Genomic DNA, 12,347 nt, shown 5'->3' on the forward strand with positions numbered 1-12,347 from the left:
CTTCTCTACTCCAAAATCCCCTTAAAAACATTCATCACACCTTCAAGGGTTTTGACTTGTTCCATAATAAAGATAACACGGTTTTTGCTGTCTTTGAGTTTGCAGCGTTTGGGGCGTGTCTGAACGTATTGCAAGACCTTTCCAAATACATCAGACTGGTAATAATCTGGTCTGTCGGCTACAAAATAACCACGTATTTTTTCGTTTTTGATAATCAGTTTTTCAAAGCCTATTTTTTCGGCAAGCCAACGCAAACGAACAGCTTGTAGGAGGTTGTCAAAGTCGTCTGGAGGTGTTCCGAAACGGTCTTTTACGCTTTCTTTGAATTTTTCTAGTTGCTCTTCATTTTTTAGGCTATCAGCTTGAATGTAGAGTTGGAGGCGTTCGGAAATATTGGAAATATAACTTTCTGGTATCAGAATTTCTAAATCGGTTTCTATCGAACAGGTAATATTGAGTTCTCTAGGCTTAGAAGCAACATTTGGATTTTGAAAAAGCTCCTTAAATTCTTCTTCTTTGAGTTCGGCAACAGCTTCTTCCAAAAGTTTGTGATAGGCATCTAATCCCAAATCATTGATAAAACCACTTTGTTCTGCTCCCAAAAGATTTCCTGCTCCACGAATATCCAAATCACGCATCGCAATCTTGAAACCATCGCCCAGTTCGTTAAACTCTTCTAAGGCTTTAAGGCGTTTTCTTGAATCGGCAGGAAGCGTGGCAGCCGAAGGAATGAGCAAATAACAAAAGGCTTTTTTGTTGGAACGTCCCACACGTCCACGCATTTGGTGAAGGTCAGAAAGTCCAATCAAATGAGAATTGTTGATGATAATGGTGTTGGCGTTCGGAATATCTAGTCCAGATTCAATGATATTTGTCGAAACCAAAATATCAGCATCACCATTGATGAAATTCATCATCGTTTTTTCTAGTTGGTCGCTTTTCATCTGTCCGTGTCCGACCACTACTTTTGCATCAGGTACAAGTCGTGTCAAAATCCCCGCAACCTCATAAATATCAATCACTCGGTTGTGTACAAAAAATACTTGTCCTCCTCGTCGTAGCTCATAACTAATCGCATCTCTAACTAAGGCTTCATTAAAGTTGTGAACTTCCGTTGTTACAGGCTGACGGTTGGGTGGTGGCGTGTGCATCACAGACAAATCTCTTGCTCCCAAAAGTGAGAATTGCAACGTTCTTGGAATAGGTGTTGCCGTAAGGGTAAGACAATCTACATTGACACGCATTTCTTTGATTCGGTCTTTGGTCTTGACACCAAATTTCTGTTCTTCATCGACAATGAAAAGTCCCAAATCTTTAAACTTCACTTTCTGCCCCACAATTTTATGCGTTCCTACCAAAATATCGATTTTTCCTTCAGAGAGTTTTTGTAAAATTTCTCTAACTTCTTTTGCTGTTCTGAAACGATTGATATAATCTACATTGACACCAAAATTCCCTAAGCGTTCATTAAAGGTTCGGTAATGCTGCGCTGCCAAAACCGTCGTAGGTACTAAAACGGCAACTTGTTTTCCATTCGAAACGGCTTTAAATGCTGCACGAACGGCAATTTCTGTCTTACCAAAACCGACATCTCCACATATCAGCCTATCCATCGGAACAGGTTTTTCCATGTCTTCTTTTACGTCTTGCGTGGCTGTGGCTTGGTCTGGCGTGTCTTGATAAAAAAATGAAGATTCGACTTCGGCTTGCATATAATTGTCCTTTGGAAAGGCAAAACCCTGCACATTTTGGCGTTTGGCGTAGAGTTTTATCAGTTCCGTACCTATGTCTTTTAGCTGTTTTTTGACTTTCTTTTTCTTGTTGCTCCATTCTTGCGAACCGAGTTTACTAAGAGAAAGCGAACCAGATTCTTGACTAGAGTGCTTCGAAATCTTATGTAGCGAATGCACACTGACATACAAAACATCGTTGTCTCTGTAAATTAATCTAACAGCTTCCTGCTCATTTCCATTTACATCTAGTTTTTCCAGTCCTGCAAAACGCCCAATTCCATAATCGATATGCGTAACAAAATCTCCTGCTTGCAAAGTGTTGAGTTCTTTTAAAGTAAGTGCTTTTGATTTGGTAAAGCGTTCTTGAGTGCTATATCTGTGGTAACGCTCAAAAATTTGATGGTCGGTGTAGCAAACAATATTCAAATTATTATCAATAAAACCACCACGCAAACCGATGTTTAATCCATAAAACTGTACGCCTACGCCTTTCTCCTCAAAAATGGTGTGCATTCTATCAATCTGCTTGGGCAAATCGGCAGCAATAATGCACTGATAACCTTTTTGGTTGTAGCCTTCAATGTCAAAAACTAAATTTTGAAGATTTTTGTGGAATGTTGGTTGTGGCTTGGCATCAAATTCAAAAACAGTATGGTTGTCTTTTGTTTTTTCTGTAACTCTTCTGAATTTTCTACCAAATTCTAACTGAATAAATTTTTCTATCTGATTTTTAAATTCCTTTTTGGTAATGAACAGTTCTTCTGGGTCGGAAATGATTTGTGTATAATTCGAAACTTGCAGAATGGTATCAAAATCTTCTGTTGCTCTTTCAAAATATTTCTCCACTACATCCACTGTAAGGGCATAATCTTTCAGCCAAAGACGTGTTCTTTTCGGAACAAACTCTAAGAAGTTTTCTCGTGTCTGTTTCTCTACTTTCTCAGTTACATTCGGTACAACTACAGCACGATTTACTTTTTCGATGGAAAGTTGGTCAGTCGGATTAAAGGTTCGGATACTTTCTACTTCATTTCCAAAAAACTCTATTCTGAAAGGATATTCATTCGAATACGAAAATACATCAATAATTCCTCCTCTGACAGAATACTGTCCAGCTTCATAGACGTATTCTTCTCTAACAAAGCCGTATTCGTTCAAAATTTCTATTACAAAATCTGTCTCTACAATCTCACCTACTTTTACTACAAACGTATTGGCTGCAAGAGTTTGTTTGTTGATAACTTTTTCTGTGAGTGCAGAAGGATAAGTAACAATGATAAGTCCGTTCTCTTCTGAATGATGATTATTAAGCCTTGTCAGAATCTCCGAACGCTGCAAAACGTTAGCATTGTCTATTTTCTCAAATTTATAAGGCTTTTTATAGGAAGTTGGAAAAAATAAAACTTTTGGAGTTGAACTAGAAAGCGTTTCTCCCAAAAGGTGTTGAATATCATTGTAAAAATAGGCAGCCTCTTCGGCATCATCCATCACAACAAAATGAGAAATAGCAGGTGTGTTTTTATAAATCGCAGCCAGCACCACAGCATCCTGACTTCCTTGTAAGCCTTTCAGATGAAAACGCACCGATTCTGATTGCTTTTTTTCTTGTTCTAACTTAGAGGAAAGTGTTAGAAGAACTCCGTCTTTTTGGTATTTCTTGATAAAATCTTTTGGAGAGAGCTTGAGTATTTCGGTTTGTTCTTGCGTTTCTGGCTGGTTCATAATTGAATGTAGGACTTTTAACTTAACCGTCGTTTAGGTCAGAACTGTGAACGAGGGTTTTTATATTTTTTCGAATAGAAATAACAAAGAAACAGACATTGCTTCTTTGCCTTATATTTTTTTGATGCTAAAGCATAAGTTACATTTTAAACTCTTGTAAAGTTATTTGGTTTTGAGGTAGATACAAAATAATACGTGAACCTTAATTTTAGTTATTTACACCTACTCTTTGTATAGGCTTCTGTACCTTTGCAAAGAAATTAATTCGATTACAGACTAGGCAAACCTCGTCGCTACATTTTGACTTAAAATATCTTTGAAAAAACCTATACTAGACACTCCTACTCCCTCCTCTAAAACAGATGATTTACTCTCCAAACTCGGACTTACAAAAGGGGTTTTATACATGCTTTTTGCTGTCTTTTGCTTTGCTTTGATGAATCTGATTGTTAAGTTGCTCAATGACATTCCTGCTATGGAAATCATACTTTTTCGTTCGGCAGTTTCTTTTGTTATTTGTGTTGTAGGATTACAAATGCAAAAAGTGAAAGGACTTGGAACAAACAAGAAAGTGCTTTTTCTGCGTGGTCTTTTTGGAGGAACAGCTCTTTTTCTCTTCTTTACCACTATTCAGAATATGCCTTTGGCATCTGCCATTACGCTACATTATCTAGCTCCTATTTTTACAGTAATTATTGCGTGGCTTGTTTTGGGTGAGCGTTTAGTGCTTTTACAATGGCTATTTTTTCTGATTTCCTTTGTTGGCGTAACCATGGTAAAAGGCTTTGATGAGCGTGTAGATACACTTTATTTTATTATGGGAATCGTAGCTGCATTTCTTTCTGGATGTGCCTACAACTGCATCAGAAAGCTCAAAACTTCCGAACACCCTCTTATGGTAATTCTTTATTTTCCTCTTGTTACACTTCCAATCGCTATTTTGTATTGTATTTTTTATGAGTGGAAAACTCCTGTGGGTTGGGAATGGCTCTACCTTTTGCTTATCGGAATCTTGACACAAATTGCACAGCTTTATATGACAAAAGCCTACCAAATTGAAGAGGCTGCAAGAGTTGCAAGTGTGAGCTATACAGGAATTATTTATGCCCTAGGATTTGGCTTCCTATTTTTTCAAGAAACTTTTAATATTTATGTATCTATCGGAATTGGTTTGATGCTTTTGGGTGTGATTTTGAACGTTACTTTCAAAAATAAGCAGGAAAATACAGTAGAAATAGATACAGAAGATGAAAAGCAATTATCTTAAATATTGAAATTAATTTTTCAAAATGAAAAATTAACCTTACCAAAATGAAAAAAACAAAACCATTACCACCTTTAGAAAAAAAATAAAATAGCCTTTTAAAGACCAATAGGGCTATTTTATATAATTATTTTAAAAAAATACATAATACTATCAAAATGGCAGATGAATTGAATATAGGATAAGTAAATGTTTCTAATAGAAGATTAGAAAAAAGATATTTGTTTCACAAAAATACTGATTGATTTCTTAAAAAATCGAAAGCATTTTAGCAGTATTTTTACTTTTTTGAAACATAGGATTAAGAAAGTTAGTAGTAAGGTAACAAGTCGTTTGTAGGTAGATTTATCTACCCATTTTTAGCAGAAGACTAATCTTTTAAGTTACAGAACTAGATTTTCTGATAGTTAAGTAGTAAAGTAAGTAAGTGGACAGAAAAAACTCCTTTCAGTAGAAAGGAGTTTTTTTATTTGCCTTATTCATCTAAATCCTCTAGCTCTTTTAGTTCTTCTTTTAGTTCATCCACATAATCTCCGTATAGTTTTTTGATATACCACTTTATAAAAAAATAATATACTGGGGCTGATACTATTCCTATGCTTCCAATGAGCAAAACATCATTCAAACTAGCCTCCTGCAAAACATTTTTCCAAAACAAAGGCAAAATAGCAGCAGAAGCTCCCAAGAAAAACGAACCGTACAAATAAAGTTTTAGATATAAATCTAGTGTGGTTATAAGTTGTTGAAGTGCTTGTTTTAGATTTTTTTGTAAATCAATTTTTCTAATTTGAATGTATTTAAAAGCATACCATGCCAAACCAAGCAACATTACAACCCCCAAATAAGGCATGATATAAGGTGAGTAGAACCAGCTTTTGTTTGCCATAAAAAACAGGCTTACAAAAATAGTTAGACTTCCTTCAATCAAGATGTTACGTTTTATTTTTGAAATCGAATCGGTTGCCTTCCCTCTCAAAAGTTTACGAATCTGTTCATCTTTGAGAATAGGCTCTTGCTCCGATTGAAGTGCTTGCCAAGTAGATTTTAAGTTATCTATATCCATTTTATATTTTTTATTGAGGCATTTTCTGCATCGTTTCTTTAAGTTTTTTCTTAATGCGATTTATCTTTACGCCTACATTCGTTTTGGTAATTCCTATGATTTCAGCAATTTCATCATAGCTTTTTTCTTCTAAATAGAGCATGATGATACCTTTTTCTACCTTTGATAGTTTCTGAATGGCTATTTGCAGACTTTTGAGTTGTTCTTCTTTTTCTATATCTGGTGGCATATCTGGAAACTGCAATGTTGTTTCTGAAATAGAGAACTCTGAGGGTTGGCGTTTGGTTTTGCGAAGGCGAGCAATCGCTGTATTGAGTGCAATCCGATACATCCAAGTAGAAATTTTGGAATCGCCTCTAAACTTAGGATATGACTTCCAAAGCTGAAACAACACCTCTTGAAACAAATCTTGCCTATCTTCTTCAGAATCACAATACATGCGACAGACCTTATGGACAATGCCTTGATGTTTCTGAATAAATGTTACAAAGTCTTTTTCCAAAACAGATAGGGGAATGATAAAATGGTGTTTCCTTCAAAATTACAAATTTATGGTATCTATTGAGTATGACAAACAAAAAAATATTTTTTTACAAACTTTCAATTTATTTTGAAAATATTGAAACTTATGTATTTTATTTCCGTTTATCTAGTTGTATTCACTTTTTACACACTTCTTCAAAATAATTTGACATTATGATTTCTCCCTATAAAAAAACTGTATTACGTCTTGACTTATTTGTTCAAGTTACGTTTTTAGTACTTCTTTTAGGTAGCTATGGAATGACTTTCCTATCCTTTCAGATTACTGCTTTAGAAGACTTTGGTTTTGCCTTTATATTACCCATTTTGGCTCTGACTTTTTTGGCAATTTGGAATCCTACAATGAATGCTTTGAATGTAGTTTTTGGAAATTACTCTACTGAAACACGTCTCTTGCGTAAAAAATACATGATGGCTGTGGGTGCATATATTGGATTGGGTATAATTGGGTATGCCTTGTATATTATTTTGCCCTACAATTCTGTTTTCTATTCTATTTTTAGCTATATAGGCTTCTTATATATTTATGGAGTTAGCCATCTTTTTGCTATTGGCTATGCTTATATTACAATTTTGGAAAACAAGACTCAAAAGATAGTAGAGAGAAGATTGTATTATTAGTTTGTAGAAAAACTTTTCTCATCGTCATTAGATTTGCTATATTGGTAGTTATTATCAAAACTAAAAATATATAAAACATCTCAACAAATGGGTAAAATGAATAAAAAAAGCCGTGAATTTCTCTTTAAATACCTCAATAATTCTTCTCCAACAGGCTACGAACAAAGTGGACAACAAATTTGGTTAGACTACATCAAACCTTATACAGATTCTTATTTTACAGATGTATATGGAACAGCTGTGGCAGTCATCAATCCAGAAGCAAAGTATAAAGTTGTGATTGAAGCGCACGCTGATGAAATTGGCTGGACAGTTCATTACGTTACTGATGACGGATATATTTATGTTAAGCAAAACGGTGGTTCTGATGCTATTATTGCACCTTCTAAGAGAGTAAATATTTATACAGACAAAGGAATTGTCAAAGGAGTTTTTGGTTGGCCTGCGATTCATGTGCGTGAGCGTGGAAAAGCTGATACATTGCCAGAGATAGACAATATTTTCTTAGATGTAGGAGCAACAAGCAAAAAGGAAGTAGAAGAAATGGGAATCCATGTCGGTTGTGTGGCTACTTTCGAAGATGAGCTAATGGAACTGGGTGATAAATACTGGACAGGGAGAGCTTTGGATAATCGCATTGGAGGTTTTATGATTGCAGAAGTGGCTCGCAAAATTCATAAAAACAAAGACAAACTAGATTTTGGTTTGTATATCGTTAATGCTGTACAGGAAGAAGTAGGACTCAATGGTGCAACTATGATTTCTCGTACGATTGAGGCAGATGTAGCTATTGTAACTGATGTTTGCCACGATACAAATTCTCCAATGTACAACAAAATCAAGCAAAGTGATATTAAAAGTGGAAAGGGGGCAGTCTTAACGTATGCGCCAGCTGTACAGAACAATCTTTTGAAACACATTGTCAAAGCAGCAGAGAAAAATGAAATTCCGTTTCAGCGTTTGGCATCTAGTCGCATAACAGGCACAGATACGGATGCATTTGCGTATTCTGGAAAAGGAACAGCCTCTGCTCTTATTTCTATTCCATTAAAATATATGCACACTACTGTAGAAACAGCTTCAAAAGATGATGTCAATGCCGTGATTGACCTTATCTATCAAAGTGTTATTAGTTTAAAAGGTGGAACAGATTTTAGATATATCAAATAATATCAGACTATCCTTTAGTAAAATATTGTTTTCATTTTATGACACAAAAAAACCTTAGCCGTTCCTTTGGCTAAGGTTTTTTCTGCTTTTGCACGAAAAAAGAGGGAAATATTCTTTTTTGTAAAGTCTTTTAATTCTCTAAGTAGGCGACAGATTTCTGTCTTTATTTTATAAGTAAAAGTGATTGAATATTTGCAAACAATCAACTTTATGATTGATTTTTTATTATGATAGGTTTATCCCATCTCTATTTCTTCTCCATTGGCATTATAAAAATGATGCTGTGTGAGAGCTAAAGAAGAATCCTTGACTAATGTTACCCATTTATAATATTTAAAAAACCATTTCATACGCAATGAAATAAATCCTGCTGTGAAATAAGCATATAAATACGGATGCAAGGCAATCGTAATCTTCTTTTCATTTTGTTTACCTAAAATATAGTCTAGCTTGTGCGTAATTGCTTCAGCTACTCCAATGGATGCCGAAATTTTGCCTGTACCATTACAAGCTGGACAAATTTCTCTAGTTGCGATGTTAAGTTCAGGACGCACACGCTGACGTGTAATTTGCATCAACCCAAACTTTGAGAGTGGTAAAATAGTAAACTTCGAACGGTCGGTCTGCATTACCTTTTTCATGTGGTCATACAAGGCACGACGATTCTCCATTTTTCGCATATCTATAAAGTCAATCACAATAATTCCTCCCATATCACGGAGTTGCAGTTGTCGTGCAATTTCCGAACCTGCTTCCATATTGACTTTAAGTGCAGTAGTTTCTTGGTCGTTTTCTGAAGACGATTTGTTACCACTATTTACATCTACAACGTGCAGAGCTTCTGTGTGTTCGATAACTAAATACCCACCACTTGGCAAACTAACTGTTTTTCCAAACAATAATTTTAGCTGTCTTTCTATACCAAAAGTTTCAAAAATTTTGCCTCTTCCATTATACATCTTTACAATGCGTTCTTTTTCTGGCGCAATTTTGTGAATATATTCTTTTATGGTATCGTAAGTGGTTGCATCATCGACTGTAATGCTATCAAAACTCTCATTTAAGAGGTCTCTGAGCATAGAAGTTGCCTTACTAATTTCTCCAATTACTTTATCTCTTGGTTTAGCTTTTGCTAAATTTGCCATTCCTCCACGCCACTTATCAGAAAGAGTACTCATGTCTCTATCAAGCTCCTCTACATCTTTTCCTTCTGCCACTGTTCTGACAATAACTCCAAAGCCTTCAGGTTTTATAGAATCTATAAGTCGTTGAAGACGACGGCGTTCGGTTTTGCTAGTAATTTTACGAGAAATAAGAACACGCTCATCAAAAGGAACTAATACTAAATATCTTCCAGCCAAAGAAAGTTGGCAAGAAAGACGAGGTCCTTTTGTTGAAATAGGTTCTTTGACTACTTGTACCAATACAAGTTGGTTTGGTTTCAAGACATCGCCCATCTTACCGAGCTTATCTATTGGTTTTTCCAACTTGAAATTATTGAGCTTGTAGTCTTGTTGTCCGTTTTTGTGATGATTACTACGTACTTGCTTCGTATATTTTATCAAAGAACTTACATTTGGTCCTAAGTCCAAATAATGCAAAAATGCATCTTTTTCATAGCCAATGTCTATAAAAGCTGCATTCATGCCTGGAACAATACGTCTTACTGTTCCTAAATACATATCTCCTACTGAGAACTGATGATTTCCCTCATCGTGATGAAACTCTACTAAGTTTCTATCCTGCAAAAGCGCAATTCGCCCCCCTTCTGGAGTGGCATTGATTACTAATTCGTTACTCACATTCGTAATTCGATTAGTTGAATAATTTATCTAAACTAACCTGCGCTTTAATTTGGTTAGGAAGATTCTTTGCTACGTTTGTATATAAACGCTTTTCTACACCAAAAGCAGAAACCTCTATTTTCAGAAAAAACTGATAAATAAATGTGTCTGCTTTTGTAGAGAGTGTCAATTATTTTTTCTTATGACGATTTTTACGAAGACGTTTTTTACGTTTGTGAGTAGCAATCTTGTGTCTTTTACGTTTTTTTCCGCAAGGCATAATATTATAAATTTAAAATGATTAAAATAATTTTGAAATATGATTAATAATAAATGATTGTAATAGAAAATTACGTATTTCATTTATTATATAAGTCAAATAAAATATAAGATTGATTCAGATTTTTACTTTTATAAATTCTTGTATAAAAACTAAATCAGTATAAGGTGCATATTTTGAGATAAATACATTTAGAAAATGATACTCAAAAAACTACTAGAAATTAGACATTTCCCATTTTGTGCCACTATACACCTAATTTTGGCAAAGATACTATAAATAGCACAAAAATCATACTATTAATCAAAAAAATTGCGTTTTGCAAATTTTGGCAGCTTTATTCCTAATTTAAAGCCCTTTCAAGTACTCTTTGGCAGCTTCTTTCAATGCTGGGTCAGTTGCATTATCAAATACAAACTCTAATTCTTTTCTAGCCTTTTCTTTTGCTCCAGTTTCTTTGTAGCTATAACCAAGGTATAGATGTGCAGAAACATCTTCTGGTATAAGCTGCACCAGTTTTTCAAAACGAACAACAGCCTTATCGAATTGTCTTGACTGAACTGAAAGTAAACCCAAGTTTTCAGTTGCCTTAATATGATTAGGGTCTTGTTCCAATATTTCTCTAAGCATAGCAATTCCTTGCATCGGATTTGTCGTTGTTATATATGTCATAGCAAGTTGAGCCTTTGCATCTGTATTTTTTGGGTCTTGTTTCAAAACCATTTCATAATACTTTTGTGCTTTGGCAGACGCAGCACTTGCTTTCTTTGGGTCAATAGCAAAAACAGAGGCTTCATAATATGCTTCTGCTGCTGCTAAATTGTGTCCCAATGTCGGATTTTCATCAGCTTCTAGTGCTAAATAATATGCTGCACTATCAAAAAGACTAATTTTCTTCAAATTCTCAACAAAGTTCTCTAAGGCTTGGTGTTCTTCATTGTGTGTTGCATTTGTCTTTGAAGCCACCTCAAAATAAAGATTACGAGCTGCGCTCAATGCTTCTTTATCTTCTTCTGAAACATTCATCAAGTGCTGTGTAGTTGCATTTTGAGTTTCTTCTTCAGTTCCGTGGTCGTGTCCGTCGTCTTCGCTATGTCCTTCTGGTAAGTCATCTTCTTGATTGAGAGACGAAGAAGCCGTTACGACGCTTTCATCTGTTTTAGAAGATTTCTCAGTATCATTTTTTACTACTCCTTTTGGTAGAAATGCTAAAAGAACAGCTAATCCAATTCCTACTGCGATAAGTGAATATTGCTTGATTTGCATGGTTTTGTCAGTTGAGAGAAATAAGAAAACTTCTGTAAAGCAAATTTGTCGTAGAACAAGCGTCTTTACAGAAGTTTTTAAAGGTACAAATACGTTTTACCTAACTAGGCTGTTGCTGTCAATTTTCTGTCCGACTCTTCCAACTCTACTTCAGCAAGCAATTTTTCACTTGTCTTGACTGCTTCAACAAATGTTTTGGCTGGCTTGAAACTAGGCACAAAATGAGGCTCAATGACCATTGGTTTTTTAGCTGCAATATCACGAGCTACTTTTCTAGCTCTTTTTTTATTGACAAAACTTCCAAAGCCACGAACATAAATATTTTCGCCGTCTGCCATGTTATCTTTTACAACATTAAAAAATTCTTCTACGATGTCTTGTACATCGAATTTATCTTTTTCTGTGCGATTAGCAATTTCTGCAATAAGATCTGCTTTAGTCACTGTGGTTATTTTTTTGGGTTAAAAGAATGAATTTTAAATGCTTTGATAAGTCTGATTGTTCTTATCAAATTATCAAAAAATAAAATTCAATAATTAGAGTTGATAAAAATCAAAGTCGTGTGTGTAAATTTTCCTTATTGATTCTTATACAAAATATAGGTTTGCAAATATGTTGCTTTTCCTAATTTTATTACTTATTTGTTTTCCAAATCAGAATAAAACAGCTAAAACGATGTTCAATAAGTTTGATTAAGCAAACTAATCTCTTCATTGTCAGATTGTTGTACAACTATTTGGGAGTGCAAAGGTACTTTTGTAATTTGTATTTAGCAAGTAAAATTGTATTAAAATCTATATTTTATCTAATTTTCAAGCTATTGGCATACAAAAATGACTTTCCAGTGTTCCAAATACTGATTTGGATACTAAATTACTGAAAATGAATCAATTAACAATAT

The 12,347-nt window shown here is 34.7% G+C and carries 9 protein-coding genes; 3 read left to right on the top strand and 6 right to left on the bottom strand.

What is annotated here, in order from left to right; translation table 11 throughout:
- Positions 1-5: 5 nt before the first annotated feature.
- Positions 6-3,455 carry a transcription-repair coupling factor gene (gene mfd, locus QZ659_RS02230; RefSeq protein ID WP_291721256.1) on the bottom strand — a complete coding sequence of 1,150 codons (3,450 nt, stop codon included), beginning with the start codon at positions 3,453-3,455 and terminating at the stop codon, positions 6-8.
- Between the two features lie 316 nt (positions 3,456-3,771).
- Here mfd and QZ659_RS02235 point away from each other — a divergent pair, with 316 nt between their 5' ends.
- Positions 3,772-4,722, top strand: coding sequence for a DMT family transporter (locus QZ659_RS02235; protein WP_291721259.1), 951 nt, complete (start codon positions 3,772-3,774; stop codon positions 4,720-4,722).
- Between the two features lie 472 nt (positions 4,723-5,194).
- Here the strand turns inward: QZ659_RS02235 and QZ659_RS02240 are convergent, their stop codons facing one another.
- Positions 5,195-5,782: a hypothetical protein gene (locus QZ659_RS02240; protein ID WP_291721261.1), complete on the bottom strand. Its 588-nt coding sequence runs from the start codon at positions 5,780-5,782 to the stop codon at positions 5,195-5,197.
- Between the two features lie 10 nt (positions 5,783-5,792).
- Complete coding sequence (locus QZ659_RS02245; RefSeq protein WP_291721263.1) at positions 5,793-6,284, bottom strand: RNA polymerase sigma factor; 492 nt, start codon at positions 6,282-6,284, stop codon at positions 5,793-5,795.
- Between the two features lie 194 nt (positions 6,285-6,478).
- Between QZ659_RS02245 and QZ659_RS02250 the strand changes: the two genes are divergently transcribed.
- Both QZ659_RS02250 and QZ659_RS02255 read left to right on the top strand, forming a co-directional pair.
- A complete protein-coding gene (locus QZ659_RS02250; RefSeq protein ID WP_291721266.1) occupies positions 6,479-6,946 on the top strand; it encodes a hypothetical protein in 468 nt (155 codons plus the stop codon).
- A 96-nt stretch (positions 6,947-7,042) separates the two neighbouring features.
- Complete coding sequence (locus QZ659_RS02255) at positions 7,043-8,116, top strand: M20/M25/M40 family metallo-hydrolase (protein WP_291721269.1); 1,074 nt, start codon at positions 7,043-7,045, stop codon at positions 8,114-8,116.
- A gap of 236 nt (positions 8,117-8,352) precedes the next feature.
- On the opposite strand, the gene QZ659_RS02260 is transcribed toward QZ659_RS02255, so the two are convergent.
- From QZ659_RS02260 to QZ659_RS02270, 3 genes are all read right to left on the bottom strand, one after another.
- Entirely contained in the window at positions 8,353-9,918 is a 1,566-nt protein-coding gene (locus tag QZ659_RS02260; protein WP_291721272.1) for an Rne/Rng family ribonuclease, read from the bottom strand.
- A 610-nt stretch (positions 9,919-10,528) separates the two neighbouring features.
- Entirely contained in the window at positions 10,529-11,446 is a 918-nt protein-coding gene (locus tag QZ659_RS02265; RefSeq protein ID WP_291721275.1) for a tetratricopeptide repeat protein, read from the bottom strand.
- A gap of 104 nt (positions 11,447-11,550) precedes the next feature.
- Complete coding sequence (locus tag QZ659_RS02270) at positions 11,551-11,889, bottom strand: HU family DNA-binding protein (RefSeq protein ID WP_291721278.1); 339 nt, start codon at positions 11,887-11,889, stop codon at positions 11,551-11,553.
- Positions 11,890-12,347 lie beyond the last annotated feature (458 nt).

Origin of the sequence: Bernardetia sp., from assembly GCF_020630935.1 — a bacterium.
In the GTDB taxonomy this organism is placed as follows: Bacteria; Bacteroidota; Bacteroidia; order Cytophagales; family Bernardetiaceae; genus Bernardetia.

Bases quoted from the DNA above. Each gene is read 5' to 3' on its own strand.
- mfd (WP_291721256.1), bottom strand. From the start codon at position 3,455: ATGAACCAGCCAGAAACGCAAGAACAAACCGAAATACTCAAGCTCTCT.
- QZ659_RS02240 (WP_291721261.1), bottom strand. From the start codon at position 5,782: ATGGATATAGATAACTTAAAATCTACTTGGCAAGCACTTCAATCGGAG.
- QZ659_RS02250 (WP_291721266.1), top strand. From the start codon at position 6,479: ATGATTTCTCCCTATAAAAAAACTGTATTACGTCTTGACTTATTTGTT.
- QZ659_RS02255 (WP_291721269.1), top strand. From the start codon at position 7,043: ATGAATAAAAAAAGCCGTGAATTTCTCTTTAAATACCTCAATAATTCT.
- QZ659_RS02265 (WP_291721275.1), bottom strand. From the start codon at position 11,446: ATGCAAATCAAGCAATATTCACTTATCGCAGTAGGAATTGGATTAGCT.